At 48.5% G+C, this 15792-nt stretch carries 14 protein-coding genes and 1 riboswitch; of the genes, 5 read left to right on the forward strand and 9 right to left on the reverse strand.

Going from position 1 to position 15792, the window contains the following annotated elements:
- Positions 1-53 precede the first annotated feature (53 nt).
- The 4 genes from kdpA to ACH97_RS12725 form a co-directional block, all read right to left on the reverse strand.
- A complete protein-coding gene (gene kdpA, locus ACH97_RS12715) occupies positions 54-1727 on the reverse strand; it encodes a potassium-transporting ATPase subunit KdpA (RefSeq protein WP_048350537.1) in 1674 nt (557 codons plus the stop codon).
- Between the two features lie 25 nt (positions 1728-1752).
- Positions 1753-1830, reverse strand: a complete 78-nt coding sequence (gene kdpF, locus ACH97_RS24495) for a K(+)-transporting ATPase subunit F (RefSeq protein WP_075213487.1) — start codon at positions 1828-1830, stop codon at positions 1753-1755.
- 224 nt (positions 1831-2054) lie between these two features.
- Positions 2055-2197: riboswitch (cyclic di-AMP (ydaO/yuaA leader) on the reverse strand.
- Positions 2198-2449: 252 nt separating this feature from the next.
- Entirely contained in the window at positions 2450-3295 is an 846-nt protein-coding gene (locus tag ACH97_RS12720) for an aldo/keto reductase (RefSeq protein ID WP_020452366.1), read from the reverse strand.
- A 30-nt stretch (positions 3296-3325) separates the two neighbouring features.
- Positions 3326-4546 carry an MFS transporter gene (locus tag ACH97_RS12725; protein ID WP_043054418.1) on the reverse strand — a complete coding sequence of 407 codons (1221 nt, stop codon included), beginning with the start codon at positions 4544-4546 and terminating at the stop codon, positions 3326-3328.
- A 157-nt stretch (positions 4547-4703) separates the two neighbouring features.
- Between ACH97_RS12725 and ACH97_RS12730 the strand changes: the two genes are divergently transcribed.
- Together ACH97_RS12730 and ACH97_RS12735 are read left to right on the forward strand one after the other, a co-directional pair.
- The gene (locus tag ACH97_RS12730; protein ID WP_020452368.1) at positions 4704-5081 is read left to right on the forward strand and encodes a winged helix-turn-helix transcriptional regulator; all 378 of its coding nucleotides are present in this window, start codon (positions 4704-4706) and stop codon (positions 5079-5081) included.
- 19 nt (positions 5082-5100) lie between these two features.
- Positions 5101-5766, forward strand: coding sequence for a peptidase E (locus ACH97_RS12735; protein ID WP_020452369.1), 666 nt, complete (start codon positions 5101-5103; stop codon positions 5764-5766).
- Between the two features lie 302 nt (positions 5767-6068).
- On the opposite strand, the gene ACH97_RS12745 is transcribed toward ACH97_RS12735, so the two are convergent.
- Complete coding sequence (locus ACH97_RS12745) at positions 6069-6896, reverse strand: uroporphyrinogen-III synthase (RefSeq protein WP_020452370.1); 828 nt, start codon at positions 6894-6896, stop codon at positions 6069-6071.
- A gap of 104 nt (positions 6897-7000) precedes the next feature.
- Between ACH97_RS12745 and ACH97_RS12750 the strand changes: the two genes are divergently transcribed.
- Positions 7001-7945 (forward strand): cupin domain-containing protein, encoded by a 945-nt coding sequence (locus ACH97_RS12750; protein WP_020452371.1) that lies wholly within the window; start codon positions 7001-7003, stop codon positions 7943-7945.
- Between the two features lie 42 nt (positions 7946-7987).
- Here ACH97_RS12750 and ACH97_RS12755 read toward each other — a convergent pair whose 3' ends face one another.
- Both ACH97_RS12755 and ACH97_RS12760 read right to left on the reverse strand, forming a co-directional pair.
- Entirely contained in the window at positions 7988-8941 is a 954-nt protein-coding gene (locus ACH97_RS12755) for an iron-hydroxamate ABC transporter substrate-binding protein (protein ID WP_020452372.1), read from the reverse strand.
- A 77-nt stretch (positions 8942-9018) separates the two neighbouring features.
- Entirely contained in the window at positions 9019-9918 is a 900-nt protein-coding gene (locus tag ACH97_RS12760) for a LysR family transcriptional regulator (protein WP_020452373.1), read from the reverse strand.
- Positions 9919-10038: 120 nt separating this feature from the next.
- Here ACH97_RS12760 and ACH97_RS12765 point away from each other — a divergent pair, with 120 nt between their 5' ends.
- Both ACH97_RS12765 and ACH97_RS12770 read left to right on the forward strand, forming a co-directional pair.
- Positions 10039-11256 carry an MFS transporter gene (locus ACH97_RS12765; RefSeq protein WP_020452374.1) on the forward strand — a complete coding sequence of 406 codons (1218 nt, stop codon included), beginning with the start codon at positions 10039-10041 and terminating at the stop codon, positions 11254-11256.
- Between the two features lie 146 nt (positions 11257-11402).
- On the forward strand, positions 11403-11786 hold the full coding sequence (locus ACH97_RS12770) for a YoqO family protein (RefSeq protein WP_020452375.1): 384 nt from the start codon (positions 11403-11405) through the stop codon (positions 11784-11786).
- Positions 11787-11811: 25 nt separating this feature from the next.
- Here the strand turns inward: ACH97_RS12770 and ACH97_RS12775 are convergent, their stop codons facing one another.
- Both ACH97_RS12775 and ACH97_RS12780 read right to left on the reverse strand, forming a co-directional pair.
- A complete protein-coding gene (locus ACH97_RS12775; protein ID WP_020452376.1) occupies positions 11812-15036 on the reverse strand; it encodes a bifunctional cytochrome P450/NADPH--P450 reductase in 3225 nt (1074 codons plus the stop codon).
- 32 nt (positions 15037-15068) lie between these two features.
- Positions 15069-15644, reverse strand: a complete 576-nt coding sequence (locus ACH97_RS12780; protein WP_020452377.1) for a TetR/AcrR family transcriptional regulator — start codon at positions 15642-15644, stop codon at positions 15069-15071.
- Positions 15645-15792: the final 148 nt, after the last annotated feature.

Raw genomic sequence — 15792 nt, forward strand, 5'->3', positions numbered from 1 at the left:
CCGGTGTGGCCTGTTGACTGGAATGATGCAAATCGTTCATGAGTAAAGCCCCCTTATCGTAATGTTAAATATTCTGCGGCCGGTCCCAACACAAGCACCGGAAAGAATGTTAAAGCCCCGACGATCAGGATCGAAGCGATAAAAATCCCGCTGAACAGGCTTGAATCGGTGCGAAATGTTCCGATTGTTTCCGGAACGGTTTGCTTTTTCAAAAGTGACCCCGCAACTGCGAGCAGTGTGACAATTGAGAAATAACGGCCGATAAACATCACAATTCCCGTTGTTATATTCCAAAAAGGCGACGCGTCTCCGAGCCCTTCAAATCCTGAACCGTTATTCGCGGCTGAAGACGTATATTCGTATAAAATCTGGCTGATCCCGTGAAATCCGGGATTTGAAATTGCAGCCTGACCCGCTTGCGTCATGACGGCAAGCGCTGACGCCCCTAAGATTAACAAAGGATGAATCAGCAGAGTAACGGCTAAAAGCTTCATTTCATTTCCTTCAATTTTTTTGCCTAAAAACTCAGGCGTTCTTCCGACCATTAAGCCCGACAGAAAAACCGCAACCATCGCGTATAGAAGCATGTTCATCAATCCGGCGCCTATTCCGCCAAACACCGTGTTCAGCATCATATTAAGCAATGCCAAAAGACCCGTTAGTGGCGTGAGCGTGTCGTGCATCGTATTGACAGCTCCTGTCTCGCTCGCGGTGGTAACCATCGCATAAAAAGCTGAATTCAATGTTCCAAAACGCACTTCCTTACCTTCCATGCTGCCTTCTGTGTGCTCGATTCCGAGCTGATTGATGACGGGATTGCCTTGCGATTCCGCCATGAAAGCTGCCCCGGCTGAAAGCAAAAACAAAAGACCTGCGGATACAAAAAGAATGCGGCCTTGCTTCAGATTCCCAACCATTTTCCCATACGTAAACGGCAGTGAGATGGTAATCAAGAGCATTAATAAAATTTGAATCGCATTGCTCCATCCATTCGGATTTTCAAATGGATGAGAAGAGTTGACGCCAAAATACCCCCCGCCGTTGTTCCCCAGTTCTTTGATGGATAAAAAGGACGCCACCGGCCCCCGAACAATGGACTGCTCCCCTCCGCTCACCGTATGGGCTGTCACGGAACCGTCAAGCGTCTGCGGTACGCCTAGGGCGACGAAAACAAGCGACACCACAACTGTGATCGGCAGTAAAATCCGCGTGATCGAACGGACCAAATCGACAAAAAAGTTGCCGAACGGTTTCCCGGCGAGCCCCCGAATCATCGCAACCGCGGCGGCCAGCGCCGTAGCGGGAGCGGCAAACATTAAAAAGGTGATCGCAATCATCTGCGAAAGCATGGACAGACCGCTTTCGCCGCTGTAATGCTGCAAATTTGTATTCGTCATAAAACTGACTGCCGTATTAAAAGCCAGTGTGGGTTCCATTCCCGCGACCTTTTCAGGATTTAAAAGCAGTACACCCTGCAGACGAAAAACGAGATAAACGATGAAAATCATCGCCGTATTCGTGAGTACCAGCGCGGCGGCGTATTTCTTCCACGATTGGTTTTCTCCTTTTACTCCGCCCAGCTCAAGCAGCAAGCGTTCCGCCGGAAGGAAAAACCGGTCGATTTTGGACGGGGCGCCGTCAAATACCTTCGCTATGTAAAGCCCCATTGGTTTGGCTGCCAGCAATGCGGCAAGCAGGATAAAACAGATGGATATGAGCGACGTCATTTCAATACCCCCAATTTGTGTACAATTAAAATTTCTCAGGATTCAATAAAGCATAAGTCAAATAGACAAACATGGCGGCTGCTCCCGCTGCCAATAGCGCCATGGCAATCACTCCTTTCACATTTATGATTGATCAGCGGTTTTCCCCGCCCATCTCAGCAACAGAAACATCATCCCCGCTAAAAATGCGACAATGGCCAGCATCACGATATCCAGCACTCCGCTCACCTCCTTTCATGTTTTTTGCACGAAAAAAAGCCGCAAGAGAACAAACCTCTTACGGCTTTTTTGGGCACAGTTAAGAAACCGTGCTTTATGCACGTTTTTTGGTTCTCTTTAAACGCTTGCGAGGTTAGCTGTCGGATTCAGGTGCAAAGAGTCACCTTACCTTGAAAAGGATTCACCCCAAGTGGCAGCGCCACAAAAAATTGGTTCCCCCGCTTCCAATTGGAATTCAGCGGTTACGTTAATTGGAAATTTTATTCAGTTTTTTGATGAGATTTATATTACGCCCGTTCAATCATCGTGTAAAGTTTCATAAATGATCAAATTTCCTCGTTTATCAATTTTATAACCTTTTTTACACAGTTTATGACTTATTACCTTCTATTTTCTCTTAATATCTTGTTTTCTCTTTCATGTTATGGCTTTTACCTGTGAAAAACGGCGGATAAAAAATGTGTCGAAGCCCCGCTCGGAAATTCGAACGGGGCCGTTTTTTGTTAAAAGTCAAAGTTATCAGGATCAGGACCGACACGGGTGTTTTCATTCAGCCCGTCAATTTGCTTCATTTCCTCGAGGGTCAGTTCAAAATCAAATACCTCCGCGTTTTGGGCAATTCGCTCCGCTTTTGTCGACTTTGGAATGGTGATGACTCCGTTTTGCAAATCCCAGCGTAAAATGACTTGAGCAGGTGTCTTGCCGTGCTTGTCCGCGATATCTTTCAGCAGCGGGTGGCTGAGCAATTGGCCTTGCATCAGCGGCGACCATGCTTGAAGCTGGATGCTGTGCGAACGGCAAAACGCTTGCAGCTCTTTCTGCGTGAGCCGCGGGTGATACTCGACCTGGTCGATCACCGGTTTGACGGCGGCATCTTTCAGCAAGTCTTCCAGATGGTGAACGTGAAAATTGCTGACGCCGATTGCTTTTACGCGTCCTTGTTCATAAAGAGTTTCAAGGGCTTTCCACGCCGCTTTATAGCGCCCTTCAACAGGCCAGTGGATCAGGTATAAATCCAGGTAATCGAGCCCGAGCTTTTCGAGACTCGCTTCGTAGGCTGCAATCGTTTCGTCATAGCCTAAATCGTCATTCCAGACCTTTGACGTTACAAACAAGTCTTCTCTAGAAATTCCGGCTTCTTTCAACCCTTCGCGAATTCCTTGGCCAACCCCTTCTTCATTTCCGTAGATGGCTGCCGTATCGATACTGCGGTAGCCGTGCTTGATTGCCGTTTTTACGGCTTGCACCAGTTCGGGCCCTTCCTCTACTTTAAACACGCCTAGTCCAAACCAGGGCATGTCCGTCCCGTTATTCAATGTGATTCGATCTTGCAGATTTTTTGCCGTCATCTAATTGGCCTCCTCATATTTTTGTATACATCATGCGCAGTTTTTCTTTAAAGCTTGATTTTGTTTTTGGTCATTTCGTTCCAGCGCCCTGCTCCAGCCCGTCAGCGCGACGGCGCCGAGCACCATCAAAGCTCCGGCCCATGGAGTGTGAATCAAACCGATCGACTGTGTGATGGCGCCTCCTGTATAAGATCCGATCGCGATCCCGGCGTTGAATGCAGCGATATTGACAGCTGATGCGACATCTACCGCCCCCGGAACAAACCGTTCAGCCAGAATTACCACATAGGACTGGAGCCCGGGGACATTCATAAATGCTAAAAATCCCATCAGCATGATGACGATAAAGCCCGCTGCCTGATAAGGAGCAGCCGCCGTTAAGATGAGAAGCACAACCGCTTGGGCGATGAACATATAGAATAATGCAGTAAGCGGTTTTTGGTTGGCCGCTTTACCTCCGATGATATTTCCGAGCGCGACGGCAATGCCGTAAGCAAGCAAAATGACGGCAACAGCTTCCTGTTTAAAACCTGTCACATGCTGAAGCAGCGGGGATAAATACGTAAAGACAACAAATGTTCCTCCATAACCAAGCGCCGTAATGATGAATAAAAGCAGCAGACGGCCATTGGTTACAAGTTTCAATTGGCTCTTGAAAGACGTTCGGACGCCTTTCGGCAAATCGGCCGGAACAAGAAAGCTGTTGGCGATAAACGCCAGTGCGCCGACAGCGACAATCGCCGCAAAAGCAATCCGCCAGCCGAACAGCTGACCGAGGAACGTGCCGATGGGAACTCCGGTAATCATCGCAATCGTCAGACCGGTAAACATAATTGATATCGCTCCGGCTCTTTTATCCGCCGGGACCAGGCTTGCCGCAATCGTTGAACCGATTGACATAAATACGCCATGAGAAAACGCGGAAATCACGCGGGCGGTTAATAAAACACCGATGCTTCCGGCACATGCCGCAAGCCCGTTTCCGATCATAAAAATAATCATAATCACAAGCAACAGCGCTTTTCTCGGCATACTCGATGTGACAGACGTCAATACGGGTGCGCCGACTGTCACGCCCAAAGCGTATAACGATACAGTCAGCCCCGCGGTCGTCACTGAAATGTTCATGTCATCAGCAATTAAAGGCAGAAGCCCCACGCTGATGAATTCGGTTGTCCCGATGGCAAATGCGCTGGCCGCCAAGGCTAAAAGCGCTAATATACTGCGTTTTTTATCATGAACAGAAGTCATTCTTTTTCCCCCTTTCGTTTTTAATGTATAGCAAATGTCTGCCGGCAAATGATATTATGGTACATATCATCCATAAAAAAAAGTACGCACTTTTAAGTGCGATAGGAACCAAAAAGTTAGATAGGTACTTTTCGGTTCCTATGGTTTGGAGGAGAACATGAAGCCGAAAAAGTACAATATATCTGTCGAAGCTACACTTGAAGTAATTGGAGGTAAATGGAAATGTGTGATTTTGTGCCATTTGACGCACGGCAAAAAACGCACGAGCGAGCTGAAGCGGCTGATGCCGAACATTACGCAGAAAATGCTGACCCAGCAGCTGCGCGAACTGGAGGAGGACGGCGTCATCAATCGGCTCGTGTACCAGCAGGTGCCGCCGAAGGTCGAATACGAACTCAGCGAATACGGATGGACGCTTAAAGACATATTGGATTCATTGTGCGCCTGGGGTGAAACACATATTACGAAAGTGTATGGAGACAAATTTGCCGTTTTGGAGGACAGCGTGCTGAATGAACAATTAAAGGAAACATAATAAATAGATGGAGGTCAGGATGGGAAAATGGTTTCTTTCCGGAGGCGGAGATGCGCACCAAACTGAACGGCTGGATCGGCATTTTGCCGGGAGCCTCTGCCCGCATAAGCCTTTGTTGTATATTCCGATTGCCATGGACGCCGACAGGTATGATGAAGGCTTCGATTGGATCAGCCGGCTCTTTCACCCGCTCGGCGTTAAAAATATCGTGATGTGGACGGATGTCAAAGGCAAAACCGTGCACGATTTAGACGCATTTTCTGCCGTATATATTGGCGGAGGAAATACGTTTCGTCTGCTCAAACAATTCATTGAATCACATTTTATCGAGGTGTTAAAGCGCTATGCCGAAAGCGGCGGCGTCATTTACGGCGGAAGCGCAGGCGCCGTCATTCTCGGAAAGAACATCATGACTTGCTCTTATATGGACCGCAATGCTTGCGGATTGCGCGATTTTAACGGATTAAAGCTTCTGGGAGACTATGCGGTTTGGTGTCACTACAAGGTTGAACATGATCCGCTGATTAAAAGGTATAGGCATGCCTTTGACACTCCCGTCATCGCCTTGCCGGAAGAAACGGGAATCGCCGCAAGCATTTCAGACATCCGGGTCATCGGAACAAAGCCTGCCCGGATTTTTAATGAAGACGGCGCGGTATTCGTTTCAGATCAATTTGTTTTATAAAGCAAAAAACGCTTCGGCTCATCGGCGAAGCGTTTTTCTTGTTTTTGCGGCTGCAAGCCGTTTGACCAGGCTTTCCGTCAGAAAAAACACGGTGAGACTCAAACCCAGCAAAACAGAAAAATTTGACATCAACGGCTCACGATCAACATATTCAAAAGCATGATGCACAAAAAGTATCACGGCCCAGAAAATGATAGCCGCACGGCAAGCTGTGTCTGCGGCTTTTTTCCTTTTGGGTCTGCATACATGACAGCGCCTCTCAAGGAGACTCTCACGCCCCAATCTGCTGATTTCCTTCGCACTTACTGTGTTTTGATTTCCTCTTCCGTTTCATAAAACCGGGCCAGCTCCACAATCATCGCTCCCATTCGTTCGAGGCCGGGAGCGAGCAGGCGTTCAACTCCTTCTTCTCTTAAAGCTTCTGCCGTCACTTTTCCGACAGCGGCTGCCAACACGCTGTCTTGAAAAGATTGGACAATTTTCTCCGCATAGCCGTTTTCTTTCGCAAAATGAAAAAGCGAGCGGACTTGGACGGCTGTTGTAAAGGAAACCGCATCCACTTCACGGTTGATGACCTCGCTGCACAATAAGGCGACGGTTTCCCGGTCCGGTGCAACATGGCGATACGGCAGAAGCGGAAAAACAGCTGCACCTTTCTCTTCCAAAAACTGAAGCAGTGACGGTGCGTTTTCGCCGTGAAGCTGTACCATCACCCGTTTCCCGGAAAAATCATGGGATTGAAGCGAGTCGATCAGTCCTTTGGTGGTGCCGTCTTCATCCGCCGCAACCGGCGTAATGCCGAGCTTTTTTAATGCGGCGATTGTTTTGTAGCCTCTCGATGCCGCCTTCGCCCCGCGGATCGCTTGTAAATAGCGCTCACCGATCCCCAGTTTATCAGCTAGGTTGACAAGCGTCTCCGTCCCGATTCCTGTCGTAAAAATCACCCAGTCGGCTCCCGTTTCAACAAAGGCTCGCAAATCAGGACCTACTTCTTTTTCGGCCAAAAACACGGTACCCTGAAGGGAACGTACGACGGGAACCCCGCCTTGCTTTTTGATTAATGTGCTCATTTCATCCGTTTTTCGCGATGCTCCGATGGCAATTCTTCTGCCGTTCAATCCTTTTCCCAATCCAATCCCTCTTTTCCGTATCTGTTTCTATCAATGTAATGGTTTACTATCATCTTCCAAATGAGATATGATTGAATTATCAAAAAATAACAGGAGGTTTTTCAATGCATTCTCAATTTGAAACCCGAGCCGAGCATTTGACGAAACATGCCCGTTTTTTCGAGTATACCACTGCCTCTGACCCGATTGGAAGCGGAATAATCAGTCCGATTCCTGTGAAAGAGTTCGGACCTGAATTGTATGAAACAGGTGAAACGCGGATCATCCCGCTGGACATCTCAGAAGAACTGAAGACGGAATATCCCGCTTCAAGCCCTTCCCTTCTCGCCCACTTCATCAAGATTCGTTCGGGCGACACCATTCACACCGCCCCCCGCGCGACAAGCGAACTATATTACATTGTCAGCGGCGCAGGGCGTACCGAAGCGGGCGAAGATACGATTCACTGGCAGAAAGGCGATTTTTTGACTTTGCCTGCCGGTTCAAGCAGCCAGCATACCGCAGCAGAAGATGCAGCCATTTATTACATCACCGATTCACCTCTCCTGCATTATTTGGGCGTAAAGCCGTCGGAATCCCGCTTTCAACCAACCATCTACACCGCTGAACAGGCAAAAGCAAAATTGGCTGAAGCGGCCGCCGCTCCTGACGCCCGTTTCCGAAACCGTATTTCCGTTCTTTTAAACAATGATATATTCGATCAAACGCTGACGATCACCCATGTATTGTGGGCGATGTTCGGCATCGTGCCTCCCGGCTCCAATCAAGCGCCCCACAGCCACAAGTCGGTGGCTCTCGATTTTGTCGCCTATGCCGCACCAGGGACGTACACATTAGTCGGAAGCAAAATCGATCCGGCCACAAAGGAAATCATCGATCCGAAACGGATTGACTGGGTAACCGGAAAAGCCTTCATTACACCGCCGGGATTATGGCATTCCCACCATAATGAGTCAGGTGAAGCGGCCTATATCATCCCCATCCAAGATGCGGGCCTGCAAACATACCTCCGGACACTGGATATTCAATTTCAGCATTATGAAAAATGAAAAAGCGGGAAGCCGGATCATTCTTTTCGGCTCCCCGCTTTTCTATTCGTTTTTCGCTTTCTTGGATATCATGTCCGCGATTTCTTCGGCCTGCGCCTGAACAGCGTTTGGATCATACGGCCAGAACCTGTCCGGATCGAGGAAAAAGACCTTGCCTTTTTTCACCGCGTCAAGCGACTTCCAAACCGGATTGTCCTGATCAAGCTTTCCGTTGTATGATTCATCGACAAATATGTAGTCTCCGGCATATTTCGGCAGAACTTCGAAAGATATGGCTTTATATCCGTCAGCTGTATCAATGGCATCCTTTTTAACAGATTCAGGCGGCGTCAGTCCCAGCTGCGTATAGATCGCTTCTCCGCCCCGATACCCGTAGGCCCCGTAGACATACACAGATTTTGCATATGCGCCGATTAAAGAGAACGTTTCACCTTGTACAGATGCATCTTTGATTTTCGCGCGGGCGGCTTTCATTTTTTGATTAAACGTTTTCGTCCACTCCCGAGCCTCCTTTTCCTTGCCGAGCAGCTTGCCAAACGTTTTCATTTCATCGCGTGCATCTTTAAACGTGCCGAACGGATAAACGACAGTCGGAGCGATTTTTGAGAGCTTTTCATATTCTTTTTTATCGTTTGTCATCGATACGATCAAATCGGGTTTAAGCTTAAGAATCTTTTCCACAGATACTGAAAAACCGTCTTTTCCCCCGATATTCTTTATTTCTGAAATATGATCTTTAATATAGGGACTTTCAAGATATTTCCCTGTTTCTCCAAGCGGCTTGATTCCGAATGCAAGCATTGTCCCGGCATATCCTATCGTAACGACGCGCTTCGGATTGGCCGGTACAGTGACATTTCCGTTGATTGTTTTCACCACTCTTGTTTTCGCTTCGTTCTTTGATGCCGTCTGTTTTTGGCCGCTTTGACAGCCTGAAAGAAAAACAGAAAATGCGAGTAAAACGGTCAATATATAAGAATACTGCTTTTTCGTCATGTTCAACCCTCCAATTGATAATAATTATCATTATCAATATACAGGATAATTGTCACCATGAGAAGTCTTTATTTGCTTTACGGCTGATCAGGCCGCTCATTCCGTCGATAGTATTCGATGACAAATTCTTTAAAGTTGCGTGCCGCCGGCGATAAATAATAGTCTTTCAAAACGGCGAGACCGATCGTCCTCTCAGAACGGTAGTCTGACACTCGGCAAAATGCCACCGGAGAATGGATATGTTCCGCCGTTTTCGGCAGGATCGCCGCACCGAGCCCTGCTGACACAAGGCCCAAAATCGTCGACACTTCTTCCCCTTCAAACGCAAGCTTCGGGCTGATGGACAGTTCCCGGCACATTTGATCAAACACATATCGAAGACCATAACCCGGCTTAAAACCGACAAAGTCCTCATGGGCAATGGATCTGATCGCGACTTCTTTCCGATCTGCGAGCGGGTGGTCGGCGGGAAGCACCAGGTAAAGCGGTTCAGTATCCAGCACCGTCCATTCAAGAAGTTCGTTTGGAAGGGGTGGTGAGCTGAGACATATATCAGCCTCGCCCGTCTCCACCATATGCTGAAGATGTTCATTTGCGGCCTGATACAGACGGAACGCAACATTCGGGTATTTCTTTTTAAAACCGGCAATCAGCTGCGGCATCAGGCGTGAACCAAGCGTATGCAAAAAAGATACCGAGATTTCCCCGGCATTCGGATTGACGCTTTCCCTGATTTGCTGGACGCCTTCGTCAAGAGCAAGGCGGGCCTGTTTCGCTTTGATGAGGAACTGCTCGCCGTACTTTGTCAGGCGGATCGATTTTGTTTTTCGAATAAACAGCGGGACGCCCAATTCTTCTTCAAGCTTTTTGATCGACCTGCTCAAAGCCGGCTGGGAAATCCTTTGTTCCAGGGCGGCTTTTGTAAAGTGTTTATGCCTGCTCACGGCAATAAAATGGTCAATTTGATAGAGTTCCAATGCTCATCCGCTCCTTCATAACTAGAATGCATGATGTTGATAGATATTATAAATTAGACACATCACAAATGAAAGCGTACCATGAAACATAGATTGTCATTCTGGAAAAGAGGAGCTACCATGACTTACATACAGCCGCATACGAAAGATTATCAAAAAGCAAGCATCGCTTTATTCATCAGCGGTTTTGTGACATTTGCCACGCTTTACACCACACAGCCGCTCATGCCTCTGTTTGCGGAGGAATTCGGCATATCGGCGGCAGCTGCAAGCTTAACTTTATCCATTTCAACAGGTATATTGGCTTTTGCATTACTCACGGCAGCAGCTTTATCTGACGGATTCGGCCGGAAGACGATTATGGCAATATCCCTGTTTGCGACATCTGTGCTCGGCCTCTTGACCGCCTTTAGTCCGAACTTCGCGGGGCTCTTGGTGATGAGAGGGCTGCTTGGCTTTTTCCTTGCAGGCGTACCCGCGATCGCCATGACTTATGTCGGAGAGGAATTTGATCCGCGAGGGCTCGGGAAAATGATGGGGTTATACATTAGCGGCACAAGCCTTGGAGGAATGAGCGGAAGGCTTTTGACCGGCCTTTTGACAGACTTGTTCAGCTGGCGTGCAGCGCTTGGAATCATCGGGGGATTATCAGTGCTATTAAGCTATTTGTTTTGGATTTTGCTGCCCCGGCCACAGCACTCCGCTAAGCGAAAAACGAGCATGAAAAAGGCGAGCCTCGCCTACTCTGCCGTCTTGATGAACAAACGGCTGCTGTCGATTATTTCACTCGGATTTCTATTAATGGGAAGCTTTGTTACGCTGTTCAATTATATCGGATTTCAATTGATGGGACCTCCGTACAGACTCTCTCAAACTGTCATCGGGTTCATCTTTATCGTTTATTTGGCAGGGGCAATTAGTTCCGTTTATATGGGAAAGAAAGCCGACCGTTTTGGCAGCCCGCTGATGCTGAAAATCGGGATTGCCATTATCGCGGGAGGCGCATTGCTTACGCTTCTGCCTCAGCTTTCTCTGAAAATCGCCGGAATCGCTGTCTTTACATTCGGATTTTTCGGCTCGCATTCGATCGCAAGCTCCTGGGTCGGGCAGACGGCCGGCGAACAGCGCGTTCAAGCTTCCTCTCTTTATTTGCTGAGCTATTATCTCGGCTCAAGCTTAGCGGGGTCTTTCGGAGGCTTCTTCTGGACTCATTTTAAATGGCCGGGAATCGTCGCCTTCATTACCTTGTTGCTTTTGGCCGCTTATCCGGCAATTTTCTTTGCCGAAGCCAAAAGGAACAAGCGGCAAGACGATACACAGATCCGAAATAAAAGCTAAACTTTCTTCACCACATGCCGATATTTAAATCAAAGCCAGCATGACGATTCCTCCTGAAGATCAGCCGTTTTTAGAATGAATAAATGCAGCCTGTCATGTTGGCTTTTCCTTTATCTCCCTCTATAATGGTTTGAGGGGGAATCATCTTGCTTAAAACAATCGGATTTTACGGAATTTTGGCATCTGTAGGTTTGAATCTTTTTCTCCGGGCAGGGCTCAAGATCAACGGCACAGCGAATGATATTATCTCAATGGCCTCCCTGGTGTTCGGGCTGATGTACGTATGGAGCGATTTGAAAAAACATAGTGCAAAAACGCTCATTTTACAAGGAATCGTTCTCGTCATCTCTGTGGCGTTATTGGTGTTTGTCATCATGAAAGGGCAAACATTCATTGCTTCTCTGCCTTTTTTCGAGGGCTGGGAGACGCCGGCAAAATGGGTGTATATTTTGCTCGTTTTGTTCTTGGGATCAAACCTTTTCATCTATATCAATGAAAAAATCACAAGCTCTAAAAAAGAGGCATCCTGATCCATTCAGAATGCCTCTTTTTGTTTTATGTTCTTGCGATGCTGTCCGCATTCACGTCATGTTGGGAAACGCCGCCGTCCCACACATCCTTTGCATAGCGCCCTTCTTCCAAAAGTCCGGACAGCCAGCTTTCCGACTCTTCCTGACTCGCTCCCTGTACAATGCGGTACGCCTCACACAAAGCTTGTTCAACAGCGGGAGCCATGCGGCTTCCGTCTCCGCACACATACAGGCGGCCGCCTTCGTTCAACAAGTGAATCAGCATGTCTGCATCCTCTCTGAGCAAATCTTGCACATATGTTTTCGGACGGCCTTCAAGCCTGGAAAACGCTGTATGCAAATGGACGATTCCGTCCTTTTCCGCTTGCTCCAATTCGTCTCGATACAGAAAATCTTCGTCCGGACGGCGGCAGCCGAAGTACAAATGCGCTTCCCCGAGCTTTATCCCGGCATCGCGCTGGATGCGGCGCGCCTGAAGAAATCCGCGGTAAGGTGCGATTCCGGTGCCCGGTCCGACCATGATCACCGGTGTTTCAGGATCTTCAGGAAGCCTGAAGCCTGACTGGGGCTCCCTGATGAAACAAGAAATCGCGTCTTTCGGCGCAAGGCCTGCGAGATAGTTCGATGCGACCCCCTTATATTGCCCGCGGCCGCTCAATGCCGGGCCGCTTACGACAGAGACGGTGATGCTTGTTTGCCGCGGGTTAAGCTGCGGCGAACTGGAAATCGAGTAATACCTCGGTTTTAGCGGAGGCAGAAGCGCCAGAAAGCGGGCGAACGGCAGTTCACAGGCCGGGTATTGTTCAAGCAGGTCAAGCATTGTCAGCCGTTTTTTCAACACTTGATTCTTATAGACGTCATCTTTCAGCAGGTCTTCAAGCTCGCGCTGATGAGGCGGACAAACAGTATGTGCCGCCAACTCGCGAATCTGGGCCCTTGCGGCCGGTTCCTGGAGCTCGACGCAATGTTGAAAAAGATCCTTGACATGAACAGGCCGCTCCAAAGGCAAATGTGATGCTTGATTCCGGCCGCTGATCAAAATTTGTTCATCTCCGTTCAGCCCAAACCGCTGAAAAACACGTTCAATCAGCACCCCGCTGTTTTGCGGAAGCACCCCGAGATGGTCTCCCTCCTGATATGCGGTACCTTCAGGAAGCGATATTTCAATATGCCTCGTGCTTCTTCCGCTCTCTTCACACTGCAGTTCCCGGTTTGCCGATATTTTCGCTGTAAACACCTGATAAGCTTTAGCCAGCGGCGCAGCCGCAGGTGCGCTTACAAACTCGACAGATATGGCTTGCCTGTCTGTTTCTGTTTGATTCGGATCGGGTTCGGACAATGAAAATTCGGTTCTTAAAAGCGGCCACAGATCGTTTTTCCATGATTCAAACTGTCCTTCAAAATCATCGCCTGCGTCCCCTTCTCCGAGCTTGTGCAGCCTTTGGGCGCCTCTATTTTCCAATGCGCTGTCAATCAGGCGCGGAATCCGCTGGTAGGTGCTGGCCCAGCTCCGGTTACCGCAGCCGAATACCGCATATTTGACACCGTGCAAATCGCCTGTCTGATCATGCTCAAGCCAATTGACAAATTCCCTTGCGCAATCGGGCGGGTTTCCGTTATAGGAAGCCGTCACAATGATAACAGCCCCTTCTGCCGGGAGGGCGCCTGGATATTGATCAAGCTCCGCCGTCCGGCTTCGGTATCCTTGCTCACGCGCTTCTTCAGCAAGCTCCTTTGCAACCTCTTCGGCTGTGCCGAGATTTGAACCGTAAAGCACAAGGAGAGGAGTTCCGTGCGTATTTTCCGCAGCCGGTGCGGAAGGCTTTTCTTCCTGCCGCATGTTCTCTTCAGGTTGAGCACCCGGTGTCACCATCATTGCTTCTTTTTTCCTCGGCCTTACCCTGATTGTGAAGCCATCCGGTTTTAATGTCAGCGATTCTTTGATCTTCAATTGGTAGTTTGCATGATCTTCAAGATCAAAGTACTGAAGAATCATGCCGAGCACAAGCGTCGCTTCGTGAAGGGCGAACTGCATGCCGATGCATGCCCTTTGGCCGTTGCCAAACGGTTTGTATGCGTGCGCCGGAATGCTGTCCATCTGCTCGAACCGTTCAGGCCGGAACCCCTCGGCATCTTCTCCCCAGACGCTTTGATCCCTGTGCAGTTTTGGGATGAGCACTGTGACGCTCTGGCCTTTCGGAATCAAGTATTTTCCCCCGATAACCGTTTCGTCTTTTGCGTAAAGAGAGAAAGCCGGCGCCGTCGGCCAAAGCCTTATCGATTCATTCAAAATCATTCGGATGTATTTCAGCTGCTGAACCTGTTTGTAAGAAGGAACGGGATCAGTCAGCACGCGGTCTGCTTCTTCATACGCTTTTTTAAGCTTATCTGGATGCTTCAGGAGCAGATAGATCGCAAACGATAATAAACCGCTCGTCGTCTCGTGCCCGGCGATCAAAAACGTAATGATTTGATAGCGGATATTCTCATCATCCAGTTTTTCGCCGGTCTCAGGGTCTTTCGCATGAAGCATAAGCGATAAAAGGTCATTTCCACTTTCGCCGCCGGCCTGCTTCCGGTCAGCGATGATCCGGTCAACAAGAGAAAACATCGACTCAACATCGCTGTCAAACTGACGCTTCGTTTGGACCATCAGCTTATCCTGCAGCGGAAAGCGTTTCGTCTGTCTCATCGCTTCACTCAACCCCCGGACCATGCTCTCGATAAACGGATGCTGTCCTTCGCGGTAAAAGCTGTTAAAGCGGTAGTTAAATCCGCATAAACCGATCGTATCCAGCGTCAGCCGCGTCATATCATCCGGTACATCAATGCTTTCATCCTGATTGAGACGGGACCACTTTTGGATGAGCTGGACGGCGATGTCCTGCATCATGGGATGGTATCCCTTCATCGCTTTTTGGCTGAAGCTCGGCAGAAGGATATTGTGGGCTTTCCGCCAATTGGGTTCCTTCGTCCAGCTCGTAAACAGCCCGTCTCCGCTGAACTCGCGAACCTTCAATAGCCCCTTCCCCATGTTTTTGTCAAACCGGGACTCGTCAGAGACTTCTTTCACCAGTTCATGGCTGGACACAAATATCCCAATCGCATCCGCAAACTTAAATTGAAAGATAGGCCCCATCTCGTCCGCGATTTTCCAAAGAGACTGGGAGACCTTGTTTTTGTCAAGCAAAGGCAGGTTGCCGAGCGGCCCGTAAGTTTTAGGGATTGGAATTCCATTTAACATGTTCATGAAAATCATCCTTTCTGTTTTGAAAAAAGCTTTCATCCATGATATTTGACAGCATGCCAGGAACATTCTTCAATCTCTTTGATCAGTCCGGTAGGATCTTCGATTTCCCCGGCCCTTACCAATTTCTGAATATGAACGAACGCCCCGAATACCACAGCCGACAAGATGTGAGAAGGCAAGGGGCGAATCACGCCGGCCGCTTTCCCTTTTTCAAAAAATAAATAGACGAAATCCAGCAGTTCGTTTAAGACTTCACGGCTTTTCTCTGTCAGGTAATGAGAGGTTTTGTCAATTTCCAAAAAATAAAGCGCATGGACATTTTCCTGAGAAAACTCGAAAAGGCAGCGGAAAATATGCTGAAATTGTTTTTTTATCCCTGCTGAATCTTCAGGATAGTCCTCCTCAATCTTTTCTTTAAATCTCTTCACACTGTCTTGGAACAAGACGTTCACAAGGTCTTCCTTGCTGTCAAAGTAGCGGTAGATGGTGCCTGCACCGACGTTTGCCTTCTCGGCAATCATCGGAATGGTTGCGGCGTCAAAGCCACGGTCTGCGAAAAGGACGAGCGAAGCCTCGATAATCTTCTGATATTTGCTTTCCGATTCCATTGATTTTGCCCTCCAAGCCAGCGGAATGAACGTTCATTCCGCTTTTCCAATACATTCACTTTTTGACAGAACACTCGAAAATTCCTTTTTTAATATAAAATTTTTTAAAGGAAAACAAAAAAAGGGAGAATAGACCCAACTGTTGACA

This window comes from Bacillus paralicheniformis (genome assembly GCF_001042485.2).
GTDB classification, from domain to species: domain Bacteria; phylum Bacillota; class Bacilli; order Bacillales; family Bacillaceae; genus Bacillus; species Bacillus paralicheniformis.